The organism is Bradyrhizobium sp. SZCCHNGR1005 (assembly GCF_032489995.1).
GTDB lineage: Bacteria > Pseudomonadota > Alphaproteobacteria > Rhizobiales > Xanthobacteraceae > Bradyrhizobium.
Map to the genome: position 1 here is coordinate 563,763 of NZ_JAUEZC010000004.1, position 23,600 is coordinate 587,362.

Sequence of the window (23,600 nt, forward strand, 5' to 3'; positions counted from 1 at the left end):
TAGCTGGATCAGATGTGGGTCACCGGCTGCGGAAGCGCATAGGCTTCCGTCCGGACCTGCCGGATGGTGGTGATCGTCGCGAAGGCCGATGCCATTCCAAAGGCCACGATCAGGACAATAAGAACCAAGCGGGGAGTCATCTGACGTTCCTCCTTTCGCTCCCAATGTCTTGTCACACCCGATGTCTTGTCACGCCGAAGAGCTCGCACCTAAGTACGCGGACGATCCGAGTCTGGGTGGCCCAAGGGCGACACCTCGCCGTCAAGCCATTCCTGCCCTTGGGCCAGCGCGGCCCACCCCTGGGCCATACGTGTGTAACGCCTGAACACAGGCCCCTGCGCGGCGCGCTCGGCAAGCTGCAGGCAATTCTCAGCGTGTTCTCGAAATCGATCTGACTGTTTCATCAATCTTAGCTGGTAGCCGCACCGGCGGCCTACAACCGCCCTTACGCGTTATTAATGTTGGTGGAACTTGTGGGCGACTGCGCGATTTTGAAGCCATGAGAATTGCTGCCTTGCTCTTCATGCTCGCTCTCGGCGCCGGCGCGGTGCGCTCAGAGAGTCTCGATCGCACGCCACTCGGTGCTGTCGATCCACACCCGACGCCGCCTGAGGTCATCGCTCGCTTGTATGAGTTCGACGCATTTCAGCAGGCGGCGATCGATCGTACGGCCGCACTGTCGAACTCTGACGTTCAGAACGTTGCTGCGCTGCGGGCCGAGGCCGCGCTGCAGCGCGATCAGGCGCTTGTCGAGTTGCAGCACCGTGCCGGCAAGGCTGAGATCAGCCGGCCAGCTGCCGGCGAGCGGGCCGACGTACTTGCGGCTATGGACTCGGCCGAAGGCCCCGCCTTTGTACGCAGCTTCTATGCTGCCCAGCTGGCTCAGTACGAGATGACCGTTTCCGTGCTCGAGCGCTATCTCCAATCCTCGGATATCGATGATGTGAAGAATTTCGCAGCGGCGCAGCTGCCACGACTGCGTGCCGAACTTGAAGACACGCGAGCCGCACTTGCTGAAAAATAGCGGCCGTCTCCGCTTACTTTCCGGTGTCCGGCTTATGCTGCTGGTCGAGCGGCATCACGTTCCTGTCGCTGTCAGGCATCTTGTCTCGCCGCTGATCGCCATTGGCATCGCGTCCGCCCGAGGTCGATGTTCCGCTGCCACTCTGCTGCGTGCCATGCCGGTCGTCGGAGCGGTTCCCGGCGTAGCCGAGCTTGCCGCGGGATCCCCGAGGACCGATCCACGTCCGCTCGGCCCGCCATTCTCCGCCAAGGCCGCCGGTGAGCCGAGGACGAGCACAGCAGCAAACATTCCTAGAACTTTCATAAGCCATCCTCCATCGTAAGGCTTAAGTACCCGGCGTCCGGCCGCTCCGTCCCCAGCGCTGTATGCGGCCCGAAAAATCGGCCATGACATCGGAACCAATGCGGGGCAACAGCGTTATGGCGCGTGGCTTGTCGCCGGGTTCCATCGGCCGACTTAGATCGATCGCTCTTGATTTAGCGGTTGGCGACAGCTTCTATGCAAGTGCAAGGTCTGCATCGCAGATTCTTGCGAGGATGTACTTGCGTTTGGGGGACTTGATGAGCGACATCGATTCCGAAGCTGCCTCGCCGACGGTGCCGCGCCCGGCCAAGCGCAACACCAACGGCCTGAGCAAGCCCGACGCACGACAGGATCTGCTGCACGCCCTGCAGGCGATGCGGTCCGGCGATTTCTCAGTTCGTATGAGCGGCGATTATGTCGGAATTGACGGCAAGATCGCCGATATATTCAACGAGATCATCGCCGCAAACGAGCGCATGGCGCAGCAACTCGAACGCGTCGGCCAAGTGGTCGGCCGCGAAGGCAAGACGCGACAGCGCGTAAAGTTTGGCCTTGCGTCCGGTTCCTGGGCCGACATGGAAGACTCGGTCAACACTTTGATCGACGATCTCCTCTGGCCCACCCGCGAAGTGACGCGCGCCGTTGCGGCTGTTGCGCAAGGCGACCTGCTGCAGACCGTGAAGCTCGATGTCGACGGCCGACCGCTCGCCGGCGAGTTCCTGCAGTCCGCCAACATCGTCAATACAATGATCAAGCAGCTCAGCGTATTCACCTCGGAGGTGACGCGCGTCGCGCGCGAGGTTGGCACCGAAGGCAAGCTCGGCGGCCAGGCCCAGGTGCCGGAGGTGACAGGCGTCTGGAAAGACCTGACCGAGAGCGTCAACTCGATGGCCAACAATCTCACCGGCCAGGTCCGCAACATCGCGGAGGTGACGATTGCGGTCGCCAACGGCGACCTTTCCAAGAAGATCACCGTCGACGTGCGCGGCGAAATTCTGCAGTTGAAGGAGGCCATCAACACGATGGTCGATCAGCTGCGTTCGTTCGCGGCCGAAGTGACGCGCGTCGCCCGCGAGGTGGGCACGGAGGGACGGCTGGGCGGCCAGGCCGTGGTGCCAGGCGTCGGCGGCACCTGGAAGGATCTCACCGACAACGTCAACCTGCTCGCGGCAAACCTCACCACCCAGGTCCGCAACATCGCCGAAGTCACGACCGCGGTCGCGCGCGGCGACCTCTCGCGCAAGATCACCGTCGATGTGAAGGGCGAAATCCTCGAGCTGAAGAACACCATCAACACCATGGTCGACCAGCTCAACGCGTTCGCCGGCGAAGTCACCCGCGTCGCCCGCGAGGTCGGCACCGAAGGCAAGCTCGGCGGCCAGGCCCAGGTCCCCGGCGTCGCCGGCACCTGGAAGGACCTGACCGACAACGTCAACTTCATGGCCTCGAACCTGACCGCGCAGGTTCGCAACATCGCCGACGTCGCCACCGCCATCGCCGGCGGCGACCTCTCCAAGAAGATCACCGTCAACGTGTCGGGCGAGATCCTTCAGTTGAAGGAGACGCTGAACACGATGGTCGACCAGCTCAACGCCTTCGCGGGCGAGGTGACGCGCGTCGCCCGCGAAGTCGGCACCGAAGGCCGGCTCGGCGGCCAGGCCAACGTGCTCGGCGTTGCCGGTACCTGGAAGGACCTGACAGAGAGCGTCAACTCGATGGCGTCCAACCTGACGGCTCAGGTCCGCAACATCGCCGAGGTGACGACCGCCGTTGCCAATGGCGACCTGTCCAAGAAAATCACCGTGGACGTGCGCGGCGAAATCCTTGAGTTGAAGGACACCATCAACACGATGGTGGATCAGCTCAATGCCTTCGCCGGTGAAGTGACACGCGTCGCACGCGAGGTCGGTACCGAAGGCAAGCTCGGCGGACAGGCCATGGTGCGCGGCGTTGCCGGCACCTGGAAGGACCTGACCGACAGCGTCAACTCGATGGCGTCCAACCTGACCGGCCAGGTCCGCAATATCGCCGAAGTCGCCACCGCGGTCGCCAAAGGCGACCTCTCGAAAAAGATCACGGTCAATGTTTCGGGCGAAATCCTTCAATTGAAGGAGACACTGAACACGATGGTCGACCAGCTCAATGCGTTCGCGGGCGAAGTCACCCGCGTCGCACGCGAGGTCGGCACCGACGGCAAGCTCGGCGGCCAGGCCGAAGTGCCGGGCGTCGCCGGCACCTGGAAGGATTTGACCGACAGCGTCAATTCGATGGCCGGCAACCTCACGGCCCAGGTCCGCAACATCGCCGAGGTCGCGACCGCGATCGCCTCGGGCGACCTGTCGCGCAAGATCACAGTCGACGTCCGCGGCGAGATCCTCAGCCTGAAGGAAACGCTGAACACGATGGTCGACCAGCTCAACCGCTTCGCGGGCGAAGTGACCCGCGTCGCGCGCGAGGTCGGCACCGAAGGCAGGCTCGGCGGCCAGGCCAACGTGCCTGGCGTCGCCGGCACCTGGAAGGACCTGACGGACAGCGTCAACTCGATGGCCGGCAACCTCACGGCCCAGGTCCGCAACATCGCCGAAGTGACGACCGCCGTGGCCCGCGGCGACCTCTCACGCAAGATCACCGTCGACGTCAAAGGCGAAATTCTCGAACTGAAGAACACCATCAACACCATGGTGGACCAGCTCAACGCCTTCGCCTCCGAAGTGACGCGCGTCGCCCGCGAGGTCGGCACCGAAGGCAAGCTGGGAGGACAGGCCGAAGTGCCCGGCGTCGCCGGCACCTGGAAGGACCTGACCGACAACGTCAACTTCATGGCCTCGAACCTGACGGCGCAGGTGCGTAACATCGCCGACGTCGCCACCGCCATCGCCAGCGGCGATCTCTCGAAGAAGATCACGGTCGACGTGCGTGGCGAGATCCTGCTGCTCAAGGACACCTTGAACACCATGGTGGAGCAGTTGCGCTCGTTCGCGGCCGAAGTGACGCGCGTCGCCCGCGAGGTGGGCACGGAGGGACGGCTGGGCGGCCAGGCCGTGGTGCCAGGCGTCGGCGGCACCTGGAAGGATCTCACCGACAACGTCAACCTGCTCGCGGCAAACCTCACCACCCAGGTCCGCAACATCGCCGAAGTCACGACCGCGGTCGCGCGCGGCGACCTCTCGCGCAAGATCACCGTCGATGTGAAGGGCGAAATCCTCGAGCTGAAGAACACCATCAACACCATGGTCGATCAGCTCAACGCGTTCGCCGGCGAAGTCACCCGCGTCGCCCGCGAGGTCGGCACCGAAGGCAAGCTCGGCGGTCAGGCCCAGGTCCCCGGCGTGGCCGGCACCTGGAAAGACTTGACCGACACCGTGAATTTCATGGCCGCCAACCTGACCGAACAGGTGCGCGGCATCGTCAAGGTCGTGACCGCGGTCGCCGATGGCGACCTCAAGCAGAACCTGACTGTGAAGTCGAAGGGCGAGGTCGCAGCGCTTGCCGAGACCATCAACAACATGACGGAGACTCTGGCGACCTTCGCCGATCAGGTCACCAGCGTGGCGCGCGAGGTCGGCGTGGAAGGCCGGCTCGGCGGCCAGGCCAATGTGCCCGGCGCTGCCGGCACCTGGAAGGATCTGACCGGCAACGTCAACCTGTTGGCTGCCAACTTGACGTCCCAGGTCCGCGCGATCGCGGAGGTCGCGACCGCCGTGACCAAGGGCGATCTCACGCGCACCATTCAGGTCGATGCGCGCGGCGAGGTTGCGGAGCTCAAAGACAACATCAATACGATGATCACCAATCTGAGGCTCACGACCGACCTCAACACCGAGCAGGATTGGCTGAAGACGAACCTCGCCAAATTCACCAACATGCTGCAAGGCCAGCGCGACCTGACCACCGTCGGCCGGCTGCTGCTGACCGAGCTGACGCCGCTGGTCAACGCGCATCGCGGCGTGATCTACCAGGTCGAGAACGAATATACGCCGCAGCTGCGGCTGCTCGCCGCTTATGCCGATGATGGGATCTATCCCCACCCGCAAGTCCTGCAGTTCGGCGAGGGCCTGGTCGGCCAGTGCGCGATGGACAAGCGGCAGCGCCTCGTCGCCGATATCCCCGCCGATGCCATCCCGGTCGGCTCGGCGCTGATGCGCGTTATCCCAAGGAATTTGGTGGTGCTGCCGGTCCTGTTCGAGAACCAGGTCAAGGCCGTCATCGAGCTTGCGTCCTTGACGACATTCACGACATCGCAGATGACTTTCCTGGAGCAGCTCACCGACTCCATCGGCATCGTGCTCAATTCGATCGAAGCCACGATGCAGACCGAAGGTCTGCTGAAGCAGTCGCAGCAGCTCGCCGCCGAGCTTCAGGCGCAGCAGCGCGAGCTGCAACAAACCAACGAGCAGCTCGAACAGAAGGCGCAGCAGCTCGCCGAACGTAACGTCGAAGTCGAGCGCAAAAATCAGGAAATCGAACAGGCCCGCCGCGCGCTGGAAGAAAAGGCGACCGAGCTCGCGCTCACGTCGAAGTACAAGTCAGAGTTCCTGGCGAACATGTCACACGAGCTGCGCACGCCGCTGAACAGCATCCTGATCCTAGGCCAGCAGCTGACCGAAAACCCCGACGGCAACCTGACGGCCAAGCAGGTCGAATTCGCCCGCACCATTCATGGCGCTGGCACCGACCTCTTGAACCTGATCAGCGACATTCTCGACCTTTCCAAGATCGAGTCCGGCACGGTGACGGTCGACGCGGAGGAGATCCTCACGTCCAACCTGCTCGAGACTGTCGGACGGCCGTTCCGGCATGAAGCCGAGAACCGCCAGTTGTCATTCGACATCGACGTCGATCCGAATTTGGCGCGCAGCATCGTCACCGACTCCAAACGCCTGCAACAGGTCCTGAAGAACCTGCTCTCCAACGCCTTCAAGTTCACGGCCGAAGGCGGCGTGCACCTGAAGGTCGCCGCCGCCGTCGGCGGCTGGAGCGCTGAGCATCCCGTCCTCAACACGGCGCCCGCCGTGATCGCGTTTGAAGTATCCGATAGCGGCATCGGCATCCCGCAGGAGAAGCAGAAGCTGATCTTCGAGGCGTTCCAGCAGGCCGATGCCGGGACCAGCCGCAAATACGGTGGCACGGGTCTCGGACTTGCGATCAGCCGCGAACTCGCGAACCTGCTCGGCGGAGAAATCCATCTCAGGAGCGCGCTCGGCAAAGGCAGTACGTTCACACTCTATCTGCCGCTGAAATATGCCGGCCCGACCGTGGCGCCGCGCACGAGCTCCGGCTCTTCGTCCCAATATGCGCAGTCTTCGACCCTGCAGCAGCCGACGTCCCAGGAGCGTGTCATCGAGCAACTCCCGGATGACCGGCTTAACCTCGACCCCGGCGATACGATCCTGCTGATCGTCGAAGACGATCCACACTACGCGCGCGTACTGATCGATCTCGCGCGCGACAAGGGCTTCAAGGTCTTGGTCGCCAGCCGTGGCGCGGAAGCGCTCGACCTTGCCAAGCAATACCAGCCCGCGGCGATCTCGCTGGACGTGTTCCTGCCGGACATGCTGGGATGGACCGTCCTCAGTCAGCTCAAGCACAATCCGCTGACCCGACACATTCCGGTGCAGATCATCACGCTGGATGAAGACCGACAGCATGCGCTGGCGCGTGGCGCGTTCTCCTTCGTCAACAAGCCGACGACGACCGAGGGCGTGAGTGCAGCCTTGGCGCAGATCAAGGAATATGCCAAGCCGCGCCGCAAGCGCCTGTTGATCGTCGAAGACAACCCGGCCGAGCAGCTCAGCATCCGCGAACTGCTCGACCACCACGATATCGAGATCATCGCGACCGACACGGGCGCCCATGCGCTCAGTGTCTTGCGCGGCTCCCCTTGCGACTGCGTGGTACTGGATCTGCGTCTACCTGATATGAGCGGCTTCGACGTGCTGGATCAGCTTCGCTCGGATCCTACGCTCTCCGGCGTGCCGGTCGTAGTCTTCACCGGGCGCGAACTCTCGGCCGAAGAAGACGCGGAACTTCACACCATGGCTCGCAGCATCGTGGTCAAGGGTGTTGAATCGCCGGAACGGCTGCTCGACGAGACGTCGTTGTTCCTGCATCGCGTGATCACGGAACTGCCGGCCGAGAAACAGCGGATGCTGGAGAAGCTCAACAGTTCCGACGAGGACCTGATCGGCAGAACCGTGCTGCTGGTCGACGATGACGCGCGGAACATCTTTGCTCTGTCGAGCGTGCTGGAACGACGCGGCATGAAAGTCCTGACCGCAACGACCGGCAACGAGGCGATCGAGCTCGTTGAAACCAACCCGACGATTGCAATCGTGCTGATGGACATCATGATGCCGCAGATGGATGGTTACCAGACGATCGGCGTGATCCGGCAAAATCCAAACTTCGCCCGCCTTCCGATCATCGCGCTCACGGCCAAGGCGATGAAGGGCGACCGCGAAAAGTGCCTCGAAGCCGGCGCATCGGATTATCTCGCCAAGCCCGTCAACACCGAGCAGCTACTCCTTGCGATCCGCATGTGGCTGCATCGCTGAGCGGTTGATGATGATGGAGCATGAAAAGATCAACATCCTTCTGGTCGACGACCAGCCAGCCAAGCTCTTGGCTTATGAAGTCATCCTGAAGGAACTCGGGGAAAAGCTCGTCGTCGCGACCTCCGGCCGCGAAGCGCTGGAGATATTGTTGAAGACCGAGATCGCGGTCATCCTGGTCGACGTGTGCATGCCCGAACTTGACGGCTTCGAGCTTGCCGCGATGATCCGGGAACATCCACGCTTCCAGAAGATCGCGATCATCTTCATATCCGCGATCCAGGTCAGCGACTTCGATCGCCTGCGCGGCTATGAGATGGGCGCGGTCGACTATGTGCCGGTTCCGGTGGTGCCGGAAGTGTTGCGCGCCAAGATCAAGGTGTTCGCGGAGCTCTATCGCAAGACCCGGCAATTGGAGCGTCTCAACGCCGAGCTCGAGGACCGTGTGCGCGCGCGCACGGCCGAGCTCGAACGTTCGACGGCACAGCTCGTCGAAAGCGAGCAACGGCGCAGCATGGCGATAGCGGCCGGAAAGATGGGCTCGTGGGACTGGGACGGCGTCAACGGCGACTGGATGTGGGACGATGGTCAGTATCGCATCTTCGGCGTTGACCCCCACAGCTTCGAAGTCAACTCGACGAACATCATGGCGCTCTGCCACCCGGAAGATTCCGTGCGCCTGCAGGACATGATTGCCGATTTCTCCAAGGGGACCAAGTCATTCGAAGCGGAGTTTCGAATCAAACGGCCGGACGGCGAGCAGCGCTGGTGCGTGGCGACGGCCGCAGCGACCACCGACACGGCAGGTCGGGTCCTGCGCGTCAGCGGGGTCACCGTCGATATCACCGATCGGAAGAACGCCGAGGAGCGCCAGATGCTCCTGACGCGGGAAGTCGACCATCGCGCCAAAAACGCGTTGGCGTTGGCACAGTCGATCGTCCGCCTGACCCGCGCTGAGGACGTCCAGGCCTATGTCCGGGCCGTCGAAGGCCGCATCAGCGCGCTGGCGCGCGTCCACACCATTCTGTCGCTGTCCAGTTGGCAAGGTGCTGAAATCGGCCGGCTGGTGGCGGAAGAAGTTGCTCCCTACGCGAACGGCGGGCAGATATCGTCTTCGGGAGAGGAGCTGCAACTGCAGCCGGCCACCGCGCAGACGCTTGCGCTCGCCCTGCATGAGCTCGTCACCAACTCGGCGAAATATGGCGCGCTCTCGGTGCTGTCCGGGCAGATCTCCGTGAGCTGGAGCGTCGAAGATGACCACCTCGATCTGGTCTGGGTGGAGACCGGCGGCCCCCTGGTGCACGTGCCGACCTCGCGCGGCTTTGGCACGCGCAGCCTGATGGCGAGCGTCGAGAGCCAGCTCGGCGGCCAAGCCGTGTTCGATTGGCGGCCGGAGGGGCTGATCTGCCGCTTGCTCGTGCCGATTGCGCGCACAGCGACGGGCACGGATGGCCACGCCACGCATGCCGGCGTGGCGGCTGTGGCGTCACTGCAGCGCGCTGTCGGCTAGAGCGGTTTGCGATCGGGTTGAATCGCGAGGGATTCCCAAATCGGTTCGGCTCTGATTCAATTTGCTTGCAGCAACGGAGGCAGGCAAAGAATGGCAGGATCGTGCTCGGTCGATCTTTGACCGTCTCGACCCCGTGCCGATGCTGGGTGATGCCCGTGCCGTAATTGGCGATCACCGCGTGAGCCTTGGCGTAGACTTTTGCCGCCTCGAGGATTTCGGACCGGCGCAATCCGCACGCGCGCTCGATCTCGCTCCATGACGCCTGGCGGCAATAATTGGCGAATTCATCGAAACCCGACGTGTGCTGTTCGATGAACATCACGTCGAGCACGCGTGGGCTCTTGGTGGCACGTGCCGTATCGTCGGCTTCGATCACGGCCTTGCAGAGACCGAGCAGGGCCGCACCATCGCCGCCAATGCGCAGCTGATGATATTGCGTACTGATCCGCGTCCCGCCTGTCACCAGCATCTCAACCGGGTTCTGCGGATTGGTGAACCGCTCGAGGCCCCGTTCGCGCAATGGATTGAACGTGATGATGGGGACGCCCCGCTTCGCCGCCTCCTCCAGCGGGTGCAGCATGCGCGGCGAATTGGTCGTCGTGTTCTGGCCGAAGAACAGTATGCAGTCGGCCTTCTCGTAATCCGGCAGCAGTACGGTGCCGACGGGAACGCCGATCACCTCCGGCAAAGCGACTGAGGTGGACTCGTGGCACATGTTCGAGCTGTCGGGGAAATTGTTGGTCCCGTACATGCGTCCGAACAGCTGATACATGTAGCTGGCCTCGAGCGAGGCCCTTCCCGACGTGTACATCACGACCGAACGTGGATCGAGCCGCTTCAGCTCGACACCGATATCGCGAAAGGCCTGCTCCCAGACCACCGCAACGTAGCGGTCCGATCCCGGATCGCAGCGCATCGGATGGGTCAGGCGCCCCTGCTCTTCCAACTGGTGATCGGACCACGTTCTTAATTTGCTCAGCGTATGCGAGGCGAAGAACTCCGGCCCGACGGTCTTTCGGGTGATCTCCCACGCCGTCGCCTTGGCGCCGTTCTCGCAGAATTCGAACGGACGTGGTTTCGCCGGCTTGGCCCATGAGCAGCTCACGCACATGAATCCGTCCGGCTTGTTCTGCTTGAGCAGGATCTCGCTGCCGAGCAGCGCAACCTCCTCCTGGGTCAGAATGCTGGCGACCGCATGCAGCGAGCCCCAGCCACCGGCCGGTGCATCATACTGCTCGACCTTTGCTTTCCGTCTCATGGCGGGATCTCCGGCGAATAAGGCGGGCAACCAATGAGAGGAATGGAAGTTCCGGAATCGCACGGAACGCTTCCGTGCCGCACGCTTCGTGTGGGACGGGAGTCGGCGATGCGCGCCGAGTTGACCTTGCTCGTTGACCTGGCACAGCGGCCCGCCGGGCGATCTGCCCAAAGAGCCAGCCCTGGCTTTATAGGATTCGATCTATCGCTCTCGGAATGAGCAGCAGATCAAGCGGCATGACAATCGCGGCACCACATTAGGAACATTCGACGCCGCGGAGCGTCTTCTCTCCGCTCCCGGCAGCATTCCCCCATCACGTCGGGAGCACTCCGTGTGGAATGCGGCCCCGGCGTTCGGCCCCATCGAGCGCCGGGGCCGTTGACGTTGCTCTGAGGTTGGACCGCCAAGCCCAGCCCCTGCCTGACCGTCAAGCAGCGCTCCGCTGCAGGTGGCGCCCTTCCTTGACCTCCTCGATGATCTTGGCGCTGAATGCCTCGAGGTCACCGGGATAGCGCGAGGTGATCACGCCCTGATCGACCACCACCTCAGCCTCCACCCAGGTGGCACCGGCGTTCACGACGTCGGTCTTGATCGACTTGTAGGAGGTCATCTTGCGGCCCTTGGCGATCCCGGTTTCGATCAGCAACCACGGCGCATGGCAGACTGCCGCGACGATTTTCTTCGCCTCGAAAATATCCTTGATGAACTTCAGTGCCCTTGGCTCGACGCGCAGCAGGTCTGGGTTGATCTGTCCACCCGGCAGCACGACCGCGTCGTAATCTGACGCCGATGCTTGTTCGAGGGTCCTGTCCACCTTGACCGGTCGGCCCCAATCCTTCTGGTCCCAGCCCTTGATCTCTCCGCCGGCCGGCGAGACGATCTCCACGGTCGCGCGGCACTTCCAACTCGGACTGCTCAAATCCGTTGGTGGCCAAAATCGCGATCTTCTTTCCTGACAAATCCATCGCATGCTCCCTCGATGACCTGGATAGCGGTCAATGAGGCCACGCCGGCATCGTTCCCCGCTCCGGGTTTCTGATGCTCTCTGGCCGCCTCACAATTCATAGAGCTGCCCGTTCATCACTGGGAACACCGCCGGTCCAGGGTCGTTGACGACCGGCACGGGCCTTCCCCGTGTGCGGCGGAACGTACGATGAACCGCTGCGGATGCTGCGATCCGGAGTGTGTGGTGCCCTACGCTCTGTTCGAAAACGATGAAAGATTGACGTGCCCGTTTCGGACCGAACGAGAGGTCTGGGAAGCGGCGGAGCGTGCGGACCTCATCACGCTCGGTACGCACGGCGAAAAGATCCTGGACAATGATTTCGAGATCAAAGCCTGCGAGGCGGCGCCGGACGAGCTTGCGGCGCCTCACCAGGAGATCGTCTTCACCAAGAGCGAGCCGGAGGATGCGGGGAGGAGCGGTCCTCCAGAGCCGAGGCCGCTTCCGTCTCAGACCAAAACGCGGGAGGCATCATCCTGAAAATGCGGTGGGGTGTTCGTCACGCGCGCATAACGTCCGGTCGGCGACAGACACTGCACAGCCCGAATCATTGTTGAGCAATTCGTTGCTCCCACCGGCGCCGGTCCGGCTCGACCGAGACACACCGCGTGATACCTCAAGTGCGGTTCGATCGCGAATCCGAGCTACCTCGCGGCAGCTGGACCGGAACATGAGGCGACGTGCTCACCACCCGCCAACTCCCGTCCCGAGCGCTCCGGCTTCTTAGCGTTTCCAGCACCAAGATGAATTTTTCCGCAAGCATGGCCGCCATCCAAACCACTGGCACACTTCGCTTTTGACGTCGAAGGGCGCGTGACTGCTTGGAGAGGCTGATCGGCCTTTGTTTCAGCACGATGTCGTTCGCCGCCCAAATTGGTTTCGTGGGGCTTTCCGGTCGTCCTTTCGTCTGCCGCCACGTGCTGTCACGAAAAAGCCGAGGCGCGGAGCACCCCGGCTTCTGACAAAGTCGCCTTGAGAGATGGCGGTCCCGGCCTCAATCGCAGGAGCGCGGATCGACCGCAACGTACTCACCGGATGGATAACGATAATAGCAGCCTCCCTGCGAGAGGTAGTAGCCGGGACGCGACGCCGCCGTCGCCCCGACAAGGGCGCCGGTCGCGCCGCCAACCACCGCGCCGGCCGCGGCCCCGCTAGCGCGTCCCGTCAGCAGGCCGCCGAGCACGCCACCGACAATCGCGCCGCCAAGCGCGCTGGCGCCGGGATCCGCGGGAGGCGGAGGCGGAGCCGGTTCGTAGGCGACCGGCGGCGGCGCATAGGCCGGCGCTGGGGCATAGACGATGTCGTCGGCATAATCCTCGGAGACGTAGGTCGGCGGCCCCTCCAAGCGCTCTGGATAGTAGTACCAGACCCCGCCGACATCCCACCACCAGCCGTCCCGGCCATCATGGACTTCGTGGCGCCAGCGCCCACCTTCCCAGCCGAGGCGGCCCCGATACGGATGTCCGCCGAAGTCACGGGCCACGACGGCGCCGCGGGCGAAGCGGGCGTCCGGCCCGCGGCCGGCCACAGGCCCGGTCGGGTGCGGGCCGACCTGCCGCGGGCCGGCGGCATGACCGGCAGCGGGACCAGGCCCGGACGGGCGTGCTGCCGGCGCCGGCGCGCCCCGCGGGACCGGATGGCCTCCCGGGCCGTTTTGCTCCTGCGCCTGCGCGGACAGCGAAAATGCCGTCACAAGCGACATCACAGGCAGCAACGTTCTTATTCGGTTGAATGCCCTCATTCTCGCCTTCCTCGCTCGCCTATCCCTTGCACTGGCCGCGGCAACGCCTTGAGAACTGCGATCTGTCGAGATCGCATGAAGCGAAGCACCTGCCGGCCACCGTCCCGACAGATCGGCAAGATCACGCCGATTTTGCGGCGAATCCCGCAGCCCGATCTCAACTTCACGCGCTATGTCCATGATTTGCTTAGCGGCTTACGGAAACAATCCGCCTCATCTCCGCCACAATAGAGCGGGCTCGCTGTCCTGATCGGGCGGACTTCAGCGGGCCGGCTCGATCACATTGCAATTGGTTCGGCCGGACATCAGGCAGTCCTGCATCTTGCTCGCGGCCGTCAGGTCGTGCGCCAGCCAAAGGCCGAAAGCGAGCATCGCGGCGGCAATAAGCAGCCCGGCGATCGCGCCTCGCCTGCCATTGTCGGCGTTCGGATCACTCAAGGAAGGCTCCTGGTCAGACGCCGCGTAAACCGACATGCGCCTTGGTCGGCACCGCCGGCCCAACGTAGGTGCAGGTGGTCAGCCATATCAACTGCTGGCACTGCCAATCGACACCGAGGACCCGGCTTGCGACCGACGTCGGCTGCGTCACGACAGTTGCCATCACGCTGGCGCTGGCGGCGACGATCGCGATCGCGACGGCAAGCGCCAGCCTTATGCGCCTCGACGACAATGAGGTCATGCCCGGTGGCTCCTTTGGAAGCGCAAAACGGCGCCTGCTGCCCTGAATTTGTGATTTCAACCACAACCGGCCGATCCGGCTCACCGTGGGCAGCTAAAATGGAGATCGCATTACGGGCTGCAATGGCGATAAACCAATTGTCATCTGGGTATGCGATCCTGTACACACTGGCTCCCGTCGCGCCCTCATGCTTGATCAAGAGATCGCTGAACGGCGAATCGACGGTGACGCCCAACCACCGATCCCACAAGCAACCCAAACAGCCACGCGAAGCGACCACATTCGATGAGAGGATTTAAGGAACCCGGATTTGCCGACCGGCAAAAGGCGGCCCAAGACGCGCGCAAGTCGATCTTGGAGAAATTCCGCGCCCAGCCCAAGCCGGACGATCCGGAAATGGTGAAGCGTCGCCTCGAGCGGGAAGCCGTGGCAGCACGGCGCGAAGAGGCACGTTTGGCGCGCGAAGCGGCCAAGGCTGAACAGAAGCGGCTCGAGGAAGAGGCCAAAGCGGCCGAAGCTGCCCGATTGGCCCGCGAGGCGGAAGAAGCTGCCGCGCGCCAGGCTGAGATCGAGGCCGAACAGAAGGCAAAACGCGACGCACGTTACGCTGCGCGCAAGGCACGCGGCAAGAAGCGATAGAGACAACGCAAGGCGGGCGGGGCTCGGCGGTCCGACCTCGTCCTGACGAACTTGCGCATCGTCTGACAGCGTCAATTGTCTGACGCCGTGAATCGCGTCAAGGCACGATGCATTGCCAGGTCCGCGATCTGCGGCCGTATCAGCGAGCGCACACCGGATTTGCTGGGGCGCGCTCGCGATGCATTACCTGCAATGAGCCCAGCGACGGCCAGGCTCGCCGCAGGCATGGCCCCTGCCCGCCTCCACGGAGCGCATGCGATCAATTGAAGCACCACCGCCCGTGAGGGTCCTTGGTTGAGCATCGTCTCCGCGCCAACGCGATCGGCGTGTGTCACGCGGGACAGCCGCCACAAACTCCGTATCTTGCTCCAGCTCGTATCGTGCTCCAGTGCCCACGCGCCGAAGTCCGCGCGCATCGCCGCGACACTCTGCGGAGTTCGAACAGTCATGGGCACCGGGAAACCATCCCAGTACCGCTTCTCGATCTGAAGTCCGTGAATTTCGCCGCGAGTGACTCACGGACTTCAATATCTGCGGCACTAGTTCTTCTTCATCATGCCGTCGTCTTTCTTCATGCTGTCCTTGGACATGGCATCTCCCTTCTTCATGCCGTCCTTCGACATGGCGTCTTTCTTCATGCCATCGTGCATTGTGTCCTTCTTCATCTCGTCCTTGCCCATTTTGTCCTCGGCAAAAGCGACCGGCGCCAGCGCGACGTTCAGCGAGAAGGCAATTGCGGAAATTCCAAGCAAGATGCGGGTCCGGGTGGTCATGATGATCCTTCCTTAGGAGTGGTTTCGCCAGCGACGCGATGTCGCTCGTGTTCTCGACGTTTCCCCACTGGACTTTGTTACGTGCTTCGGAGATTTTTCGATCGGTGTCACTCCGACACTTTTGAGCGCGGTGTTTGGAATTCCTGAATGACGACACAATTTCGCCCGTGAAGAGCATGTTAGTGTGGTTCAGAAATTCGCTTCTCACGTCCCCGCGCATCCGAAGTTCGCTTAAGGGAAATCGCCGCGAAACTGCGCGAAGCTCGGATTCAGGACACTTAGGACGGGTCGCGTCCCGGGATAGATCGGCCAGAGTGCACCGCAACAAATCTCACCTCTTGCAGTTCAGGCCCGAATGGTCTGAGTCATTGACCAGACGTGTTTCGGCAGGACCGGTGAGAGTCTCTTAACCACCGGCTTAGCCGGAACACCAATCAGAAGTTGTCCAGAGGAAGACCATGCTCTCTCGTCGCCACGTCATCGCATCCGCCCTCGCCGCACCCGCCGTCCTGCGTTTTGGAGTTGGCACAGCTCAAGCGGCGACCACCTTGAAAATCTCCCATCAGTTTCCCGGTGGCACGATCGACGCTGGCGATTTCCGCGATCGTCTGTGCCGGATGTTCGCCGCGGAAGTCGCCAAGCGCTCCGGCGGCGACCTCGTCGCGGAAATCTATCCGAACTCGTCGCTGGTCAAGACCGTCGCGCAGTTCTCCGCGATGCGTAAGGGCGCGCTCGATATCAGCCTCTACCCGATGCCGTATGCGGGGGGCGAGGTACCGGAGACCAATATCGCGCTGATGCCGGGCCTGGTCACCACCTACGATCAGGGCGCGCGCTGGAAGACCTCGCAAGTCGGCAAGGCGATGACCGACTTCATGGCCGACAAGGGCATCATCCTGCTCAGCTGGATCTGGCAGGCCGGCGGTGTCGCCAGCCGTACGCGCGCGCTGGTTGCGCCTGAGGACGCCAAAGGCATGAAGGTCCGCGGCGGCTCACGCGAGATGGACATGGTGCTGCAGACCGCCGGCGCCTCGGTGCTCTCGGTGCCTTCCAATGAAATCTACACCGCGATGCAGACGGGCGCCTGCGACGCCGGCATCACCTCATCGACCAGCCTGATCTCGTTCCGGCTGGAGGAAGTCTCGAAATTCCTGACCTCCGGTGCGAAAGCGTCCTACTGGTTCATGCTCGAGCCGCTCATGATGTCGAAGGCGATCTTCGACAAGCTCCCGAAGAACCACCAGGACATCATCCTCGCCGTCGGCGCCGAGCTCGAGGACTTTGGCCGCAAGGGTGCGCAAGCCGACGACGTCGAGGTCACGAAGGTCTACGAAAAGGCCGGCGCCAAGGTCGTGGAGCTCGATCTCGAAACGGTCAACAAGTGGCGCGATATTGCCCGTGACACCGCTTGGAAGGATTATGGCGCGCGGACCGCGACAGCCGGCAAATTGTTGAAGCTCGCCTCCGACGTTGCAGCATGATGCACGGTCCGTCTCCGGATCGCGAGATCACTCAAGAGATTCCCGCTGGCGGTCCGCTGGCGGGAGTCGAACGGGGCCTCGCGTTCGTCAATCGCATCATCGTTGTGCTCGCGGCAGTTGCGCTTGTCGCAGCCTGCGTCATCCTGAGCTATAGCGTGATCGGCCGCGCCCTGTTCAGGGCCGCCAACTATTGGCAGGACGAAGCGGCAGTGTTCCTGCTGGTCGGCGCCACTTTCATGACCTCGGCCTATGTGCAGGAGCATCGCGGTCACGTCAGCATCGAAGCCTTCGTCGGGCTGATGTCGCCCTTCGCGAATCGGATCCGGCTCTGGCTTGTCGACGTCGTGAGCTTTCTGTTCTGCACATTCTTCACCTGGAAATCCTGGACCCTGACCAACGAGGCCTGGGAAGACGGCCAAGTCTCCAACTCGATGTGGTCGCCCCCCCTTGCAATTCCCTACTTTCTCATGGCCGCTGGAATGACCCTGCTCTGCCTGCAGATCCTGCTGCAGATCGTAAAGCCCCTGACCGGAGCGCGCCGATGAGCGTGTTTGGAATCGGGCTGTCCTACGGAGTGGCAACGCTGGTAGCGATGTTCTCCGGCATGCCGATCGCCTTTGCGCTCGGCGCGGTCGCCGTCGTGTTCATGGCCATCTACATGCCCACCGCCTCGCTGGATACGGTGACGCAGAATGTCTACGAGGAGATGGCCTCGATCACGCTGCTGTCCATCCCGCTCTTCATTCTGAAGGGGGCGGCGATCGGCCGCTCGCGGGCTGGCCAGGATCTCTATTCCGCGCTGCATGCCTGGCTGCACCGCGTGCCCGGTGGGCTCGGCGTCGCGAACGTCTTCGCCTGCGCGCTGTTCGCTGCCATGGCGGGCTCGTCACCGGCGACCTGCTCTGCGATCGGCTCGGCCGGCATCCCCGAAATGCGCAAGCGCGGCTATTCGGGCGGCTTCGCAGCCGGGATCATCGCAGCCGGCGGGACGCTCGGGATCCTGCTGCCGCCCTCGATCACGATGATCCTGTTTGCGATCGCCGCCGAGAAGTCGCTGGGCCGGCTGTTCCTCGCCGGCATCGGACCGGGCCTGCTGCTGGTGCTGCTGTTCGGCGGCTATGCCGTGATCCGTTTCCGCCAGGAGTATGCCGCCGCCAAGCTTGCTTACGAGAAAGCGGGCACCTGGTCCCCGATCCTGGCCGAGGACGATTTCACCCTCGCCCAGCGCTTTTCGGTGCTGCCGCGCGTGATCCCGTTCGTGCTGTTGCTGACCGGCGTCATGGTTGCGCTCTATGGCGGCTTTGCCACGCCGTCGGAGACGGCGGGACTCGGCGGCATTCTGGCCCTGGTTCTGATCGCGCTGATCTACAGCGTGTGGCGGCCGACCGATCTTGCCCCGATCATGAAGGCGACCCTGCGGGAATCGACCATGCTGATGCTGATCATCGGCATGTCGCTGCTCTATTCCTACGTGATGAGCTATCTGCACATCTCGCAATCGGCAGCCGAATCCATTGTCGCCATGCAGTTGCCGCGCTGGGGCCTATTGGCGGCGATCCTGCTGATGGTGATCGTGCTCGGCTTCTTCCTGCCGCCGGTGTCGATCATTCTGATGACGGCCCCGATCATTCTGCCACCGCTGCGGGCAGCCAATTTCGACATCATCTGGTTCGGCGTTGTGATGACGATCGTGATGGAGATGGGCCTCATCCATCCGCCGGTCGGCCTCAACATCTTCGTGATCAGGAATGTCGCGCCTGATATCCCCTTGAGCCAGGTGATCTGGGGCACACTGCCCTTCGTGCTGCTGATGATGGGCGCAGTGCTGCTGCTCTGCTTCGTCCCACAGATCTCGACCCTGCTGCCGGACCTCGTGATGGGACCAGATCTCAGCCGCTGACACGGCCGAGATTGCAAGTCGCGCACGGGAGTAGCGAATAGGGACCATCCCCTATTTGCTACTCCCTAGTCGCCCTCTTGGCTTTTGCATTGAGCGCGTTCGCCACGCGGCTCGCGGGCGGGCGGCCGATCAATCGGCTGATCTCGTTGGTGGCGGCCAGCAGTTTTGCCATATCGACGCCGGTCCGGATGCCCATGCCTTCGAGCATGTAAACCACGTCCTCCGTCGCGACATTGCCGGTTGCGCCCGGCGCGAACGGACAGCCACCGAGGCCACCGGCCGCGGCGTCGATCACGCGCACCCCCTCTTCCATGCCGGCATAGAGATTGGCCAGCGCTTGGCCATAGGTGTCATGGAAATGCATCGCAAGATGCGCTGATGGCACATCGCCGCCGACAGCGCGCAACATCTCGCGCGCTTTGCGCGGCGTGCCGACACCGATGGTGTCTCCCAGCGAAATCTCGTAGCAGCCGAGCTCCCACAGGACCTTCGCAACGTCGACGACCGCCTGCGGCTTGATCTCGCCCTCATAGGGACAGCCGAGCACACAGGAGACGTAGCCGCGCACCTTGATGCCGTCGGCCTTAGCGCGGGCGATCACCGGCTTGAAGCGCTCGAGCGATTCGGCGACCGAGCAGTTGATATTCGCGCGTGAAAAGCTCTCGGAAGCCGCTGCGAATACCGAAACGACCTTGGCGCCGCCCGCCCGCGCCGCCTCATAGCCCTTCACGTTCGGCACCAACACATGGAACTCGCCGGGCAGCTGAGCCACCGCGCGCATCACCTCGTCCGAGCCAACCATCTGCGGGATCGCCTTGGGCGACACGAAGGCGCCGACTTCGACCGTCGTCAGGCCGGCGTCCACCAGCGCGCGCACGAAGGCAATGCGGTCAGCGACGCTGAGGGGGGTCTTTTCGTTCTGCAGACCGTCGCGCGGACCCATTTCAATGATCCGGACTCTGTCGCTCATGACGGCCTCCCTGATTAGGATGACGGCTCGACGTCTGCGAGCTCAGCGCCTTCCTGCACGATGTCGCCGACCTTGCATTTGATGGCTTTGAGAATGCCGGCGAACGGCGCCCGCAAGGTCTGCTCCATCTTCATGACTTCCAAGGTCAGGATCGCGGCGCCCTTTTCCAGCGTGGCCCCCTCCTGCGCAAGCAGGGCGACCACGGTGCCCGGCAGCGGCGCGACGATCTTATCCTCGCCGGTCTGCTCCTCGGTATCGCCACCGAAGGCATCGATCCAATGCAGTTCGAACCGGCCGTTGCGGGTGCGCAAGTAGAGCTCGTGACCTTCGATGACGGCGGCGACATGGGACTTCAGGCCGTCGAGCACAAGGTCGAAGCCGCCACCATCCGTCGTCGAAAATGCGAGCACAAATTCGCGTTCGCCGACCGTGAGCGTCGACGGGCCGCGCCCATAAGCGAGCGTCACCGCGTACTCACCGCCTTGCCGCTCCCGGAAGGCGAACACACGCCGCCGGCGGCCGACCGGCATCCAGCCGTCGCTGCACCATGGCGAGGACGCCTGATGCGCCGCTGTCCGCTGCTCCTCGGCAAGGATGGCAGCGACCGCCGCGCAGAGCTCGAGATCACCGACAGTTGCAGTCGACGCGGTAAGCGCCGGCAATTCACGCTCGATGAAGCCGGTATCGATGGCATTGGCGCGCACACTCGCATGCGTCACGAGCGCCGACAGGAACGGAATGTTGGTGATGACACCCCGGACATCCGTCTGCTCGAGACCACGATCGAGCCGGTCGATGGCCGCCTCACGCGTCGGCGCCCACGCGATCACCTTCGCCAGCATGGCGTCGTAGTACGGCGAGACGGTATCGCCTTCGCGATAGCCTGCATCGATACGAAGGCCAAAAGTCTCCTCCGGCAAGCGCCAGGTCTTGATCGTGCCGACCGACGGCATGAAGTTCTTGGCCGGATTTTCGGCGTAGACCCGCACCTCGATGGCGTGGCCGTTCAGCCTGATCTGGTCTTGCTTGAGCGGCAGCTCCTCGCCGAACGCGACGCGCAACTGCCACTCGACGAGGTCGATGCCGGTGATCAGTTCGCTCACGGGGTGTTCGACCTGCAGGCGCGTGTTCATTTCGATGAAGAACACATCCTTGCCGTCGGAGACGAACTCGATCGTGCCCGCCCCCACATAGGCGACCGCCGCAGCTGCGCGACGCGCCGCCGCGCAGACCGTCTCGCGCTGCACGGCATCGAGGGTCGGCGACGGGGCCTCCTCCACCACCTTCTGGTGCCGGCGCTGCAAGGTGCATTCACGCTCGAACAGAGAGACCAGATTGCCATGGCTGTCGCCGATGATCTGCACCTCGATGTGACGCGGGTTGTCGACGAACTTCTCGATCAGCAAGCGGTCGTCCCCGAACGCCGCCTTGGCCTCACGCTTGGCGCTGGCGATTGCGGCGGCGAGCTCGCCGGCCGAATGGACCACCCGCATGCCGCGTCCACCGCCGCCGGCCGACGCCTTCACCAGGACGGGAAAGCCGATCCGCGCCGCCTGGTCCGCGAGCGTTGTCTCGTCCTGGGCTTCACCATGATAGCCCGGCACCAGCGGCACGCCGGCCTGTTCCATCAGCAACTTGGAGCCCGATTTCGAACCCATCGCCCTGATCATGTCAGGCATCGGTCCGACGAAGATAAGGCCGGCATCGAGACAGGCCTGCGCGAATTCCGCGCTCTCCGACAAGAAGCCGTAGCCGGGATGAACGGCTTCAGCCCCGGTCTGCCGCGCGGCTTCGATCAGCCGCTCGACATTGAGGTAGCTGTCGCGCGCCCGTGCCGGCCCGAGCAGCACGGCCTCATCGGCCAAGGCGACGTGCATCGCGTTGCGATCGGCTTCGGAATAGACCGCAACGGTCCTGAGGCCCATCGCACGCGCGGTCTTGATCACGCGCACGGCGATCTCGCCGCGATTGGCAATCAGGAGCTTGCGAAAACGTCGATACGATCCGGGATTGCCCATCTTCACATCCTGAACAGGCCGAACTTGGTCGGCTCGATCGGCGCGTTCGCTGCGGCGGACAGCCCAAGTCCGAGCACCAGGCGGGTGTCGGCCGGATCGATCACGCCGTCATCCCATAGCCGCGCGGTCGCGTAATAGGGATTGCCCTGGCTTTCATATTGCGCCCGGATCGGCGCGCGGAATTTCTCTTCCTCCTCGACCGGCCAGTTCTCGCCCTTGGCCTCGATGTTGTCGCGGCGGACCTGGCTCAGCACCATTGCCGCCTGCTCGCCGCCCATGACCGAGATCCGCGCGTTCGGCCACATCCATAGAAAGCGCGGCGAATAGGCTCTGCCGCACATGCCGTAATTGCCGGCGCCGTAGGAGCCGCCGATCACGACCGTGAATTTCGGCACGGACGCGGTTGCGACGGCCGTGACCAGCTTGGCGCCGTCACGCGCGATGCCGCCGGCCTCGTATTTCTTGCCGACCATGAAGCCGGTGATGTTCTGCAGGAACACCAGAGGAATGCCACGCTGGCAGCACAGCTCGATGAAATGCGCGCCCTTCAGCGAGCTCTCGCTGAACAGGATGCCGTTATTGGCGATGATGCCGACCGGATAACCCCAGATATGAGCGAAGCCGCACACCAGCGTCTGGCCATACAGCTTCTTGAACTCGTCGAACTCGGAACCATCGACCACGCGCGTGATGATATCGCGCACATCGAACGGCTTGCGGCCGTCGACCGGCACCACCCCATAGATTTCCTCGGCCGCGAACAAGGGCTCGCGAACCTCGCGCATGTTGAGCGCGACACGCGCAGCCGGCGGCTTCAGGGTGGAGACAATCCGCCGGGCGATCCCGATCGCATGGGCATCGTTCTGCGCGTAGTGATCGGTGACGCCGGACTGGCGCGAATGCACATCGGCGCCGCCGAGCTCCTCGGCGCTGACCACCTCGCCTGTAGCGGCCTTCACCAGTGGCGGGCCGCCGAGGAAGATCGTGCCTTGGTTGCGCACGATGATACTCTCGTCCGACATCGCCGGCACATAAGCCCCGCCCGCGGTGCAGGAGCCCATCACGATCGCAATCTGCGGGATGGCTTGCGCCGACATCTGCGCCTGGTTGTAGAAGATGCGGCCGAAATGGCGCTCGTCGGGGAATATCTCGTCCTGCAGCGGCAGGAAGGCGCCCCCGGAATCCACCATGTAGACGCAGGGCAGATTGTTCTGCCGCGCGATGTCCTGCGCGCGCAGGTGCTTCTTCACCGTCATCGGGTAGTAGGTGCCGCCCTTGATGGTGGCATCGTTGGCGACGACGACGCATTCCCGCCCCGCGATCCGCCCGACGCCTGTGACGATGCTGGCCGAATGCACATCGCCGCCATACAGGCCGTAGGCCGCGAGCGGCGACAGTTCGAGAAAGGCGGTGCCAGGGTCCAGCAGCAGATCGACGCGCTGGCGCGCCAGCATCTTGCCACGGGCAAGGTGCCGGTTGCGCGACGCCTCGCCGCCGCCGTCCGCCACCTGGTCGAGCTTGGCGCGGAGATCGGCAACCAGCGTGCGCATCGCGTCCGCATTGCGCGCAAAATCGGCGGACGCCGGATCAATCGTGGAATGAAGTGTCATCACCGGCGCCTTTAGCGAGGGTGGAAAAGTAGCGAGGGAGGAAAGCCACCTGAACCCAGTCCAGGCGAGCCCGGATCCGAGCCCGGCCGCAACACAGCCGGGTCTATCATCTTTACGCCCACGCTGTCCCTCCCTCGCCC

At 63.4% G+C, this 23,600-nt stretch carries 16 protein-coding genes and 2 pseudogenes; 8 read left to right on the forward strand and 10 right to left on the reverse strand.

Annotated elements, in window-relative coordinates; genetic code table 11:
• Positions 1–8: 8 nt before the first annotated feature.
• Entirely contained in the window at positions 9–140 is a 132-nt protein-coding gene (locus QXZ85_RS20400) for a hypothetical protein (protein ID WP_315703844.1), read from the reverse strand.
• 383 nt (positions 141–523) lie between these two features.
• On the opposite strand from QXZ85_RS20400, the gene QXZ85_RS20410 reads away from it, so the two are divergent.
• The 3 genes from QXZ85_RS20410 to QXZ85_RS20420 all read left to right on the forward strand — a co-directional run bounded on the left by QXZ85_RS20410 (position 524) and on the right by QXZ85_RS20420 (position 9,388).
• Complete coding sequence (locus QXZ85_RS20410; RefSeq protein WP_315704280.1) at positions 524–1,024, forward strand: DUF4142 domain-containing protein; 501 nt, start codon at positions 524–526, stop codon at positions 1,022–1,024.
• Between the two features lie 560 nt (positions 1,025–1,584).
• Complete coding sequence (locus QXZ85_RS20415; protein ID WP_315703842.1) at positions 1,585–7,881, forward strand: HAMP domain-containing protein; 6,297 nt, start codon at positions 1,585–1,587, stop codon at positions 7,879–7,881.
• 13 nt (positions 7,882–7,894) lie between these two features.
• A complete protein-coding gene (locus QXZ85_RS20420; protein ID WP_315704279.1) occupies positions 7,895–9,388 on the forward strand; it encodes an HWE histidine kinase domain-containing protein in 1,494 nt (497 codons plus the stop codon).
• A gap of 115 nt (positions 9,389–9,503) precedes the next feature.
• Here QXZ85_RS20420 and QXZ85_RS20425 read toward each other — a convergent pair.
• Positions 9,504–10,646 (reverse strand): annotated as a pseudogene (locus QXZ85_RS20425) (molybdopterin-dependent oxidoreductase); the annotation flags it as partial.
• 427 nt (positions 10,647–11,073) lie between these two features.
• Positions 11,074–11,611: pseudogene (locus tag QXZ85_RS20430) on the reverse strand (type 1 glutamine amidotransferase domain-containing protein).
• Positions 11,612–11,799: 188 nt separating this feature from the next.
• On the opposite strand from QXZ85_RS20430, the gene QXZ85_RS20435 reads away from it, so the two are divergent.
• Positions 11,800–12,129 (forward strand): hypothetical protein, encoded by a 330-nt coding sequence (locus QXZ85_RS20435; RefSeq protein WP_316174748.1) that lies wholly within the window; start codon positions 11,800–11,802, stop codon positions 12,127–12,129.
• A gap of 514 nt (positions 12,130–12,643) precedes the next feature.
• Here QXZ85_RS20435 and QXZ85_RS20440 read toward each other — a convergent pair.
• The 3 genes from QXZ85_RS20440 to QXZ85_RS20450 form a co-directional block, all read right to left on the reverse strand.
• On the reverse strand, positions 12,644–13,390 hold the full coding sequence (locus tag QXZ85_RS20440; RefSeq protein WP_315764808.1) for a hypothetical protein: 747 nt from the start codon (positions 13,388–13,390) through the stop codon (positions 12,644–12,646).
• A gap of 261 nt (positions 13,391–13,651) precedes the next feature.
• Positions 13,652–13,864 (reverse strand): hypothetical protein, encoded by a 213-nt coding sequence (locus QXZ85_RS20445; RefSeq protein WP_409977489.1) that lies wholly within the window; start codon positions 13,862–13,864, stop codon positions 13,652–13,654.
• Positions 13,842–14,069 carry a hypothetical protein gene (locus QXZ85_RS20450; protein ID WP_315703837.1) on the reverse strand — a complete coding sequence of 76 codons (228 nt, stop codon included), beginning with the start codon at positions 14,067–14,069 and terminating at the stop codon, positions 13,842–13,844. The genes QXZ85_RS20445 and QXZ85_RS20450 overlap by 23 nt, the downstream gene beginning before the upstream one ends.
• Positions 14,070–14,354: 285 nt before the next feature.
• On the opposite strand from QXZ85_RS20450, the gene QXZ85_RS20455 reads away from it, so the two are divergent.
• Entirely contained in the window at positions 14,355–14,708 is a 354-nt protein-coding gene (locus QXZ85_RS20455; protein WP_315703836.1) for a DUF6481 family protein, read from the forward strand.
• Positions 14,709–15,247: 539 nt separating this feature from the next.
• Here QXZ85_RS20455 and QXZ85_RS20460 read toward each other — a convergent pair.
• Positions 15,248–15,481: a pentapeptide MXKDX repeat protein gene (locus tag QXZ85_RS20460; RefSeq protein ID WP_315703835.1), complete on the reverse strand. Its 234-nt coding sequence runs from the start codon at positions 15,479–15,481 to the stop codon at positions 15,248–15,250.
• 458 nt (positions 15,482–15,939) lie between these two features.
• Here QXZ85_RS20460 and dctP point away from each other — a divergent pair, with 458 nt between their 5' ends.
• Genes dctP through QXZ85_RS20475 form a run of 3 tightly spaced genes read left to right on the forward strand, consistent with a single transcriptional unit; the run spans position 15,940 to position 18,862 of the window.
• A complete protein-coding gene (dctP, locus tag QXZ85_RS20465) occupies positions 15,940–16,962 on the forward strand; it encodes a TRAP transporter substrate-binding protein DctP (protein WP_316174750.1) in 1,023 nt (340 codons plus the stop codon).
• Positions 16,959–17,507, forward strand: coding sequence for a TRAP transporter small permease (locus tag QXZ85_RS20470; RefSeq protein ID WP_315764810.1), 549 nt, complete (start codon positions 16,959–16,961; stop codon positions 17,505–17,507). Before dctP ends, QXZ85_RS20470 begins: the two co-directional genes overlap by 4 nt.
• Positions 17,504–18,862, forward strand: coding sequence for a TRAP transporter large permease (locus tag QXZ85_RS20475; protein ID WP_315703832.1), 1,359 nt, complete (start codon positions 17,504–17,506; stop codon positions 18,860–18,862). The genes QXZ85_RS20470 and QXZ85_RS20475 overlap by 4 nt, the downstream gene beginning before the upstream one ends.
• A 58-nt stretch (positions 18,863–18,920) precedes the next feature.
• Here the strand turns inward: QXZ85_RS20475 and QXZ85_RS20480 are convergent, their stop codons facing one another.
• From QXZ85_RS20480 to QXZ85_RS20490, 3 genes are read right to left on the reverse strand one after another with little or no spacing between them, the layout of a single operon-like run.
• Positions 18,921–19,832: a hydroxymethylglutaryl-CoA lyase gene (locus tag QXZ85_RS20480; protein WP_315764812.1), complete on the reverse strand. Its 912-nt coding sequence runs from the start codon at positions 19,830–19,832 to the stop codon at positions 18,921–18,923.
• A gap of 14 nt (positions 19,833–19,846) precedes the next feature.
• On the reverse strand, positions 19,847–21,850 hold the full coding sequence (locus QXZ85_RS20485) for an acetyl-CoA carboxylase biotin carboxylase subunit (RefSeq protein WP_316174752.1): 2,004 nt from the start codon (positions 21,848–21,850) through the stop codon (positions 19,847–19,849).
• Between the two features lie 2 nt (positions 21,851–21,852).
• Positions 21,853–23,460: a carboxyl transferase domain-containing protein gene (locus QXZ85_RS20490; RefSeq protein WP_315703829.1), complete on the reverse strand. Its 1,608-nt coding sequence runs from the start codon at positions 23,458–23,460 to the stop codon at positions 21,853–21,855.
• Between the last annotated feature and the right edge of the window lie 140 nt (positions 23,461–23,600).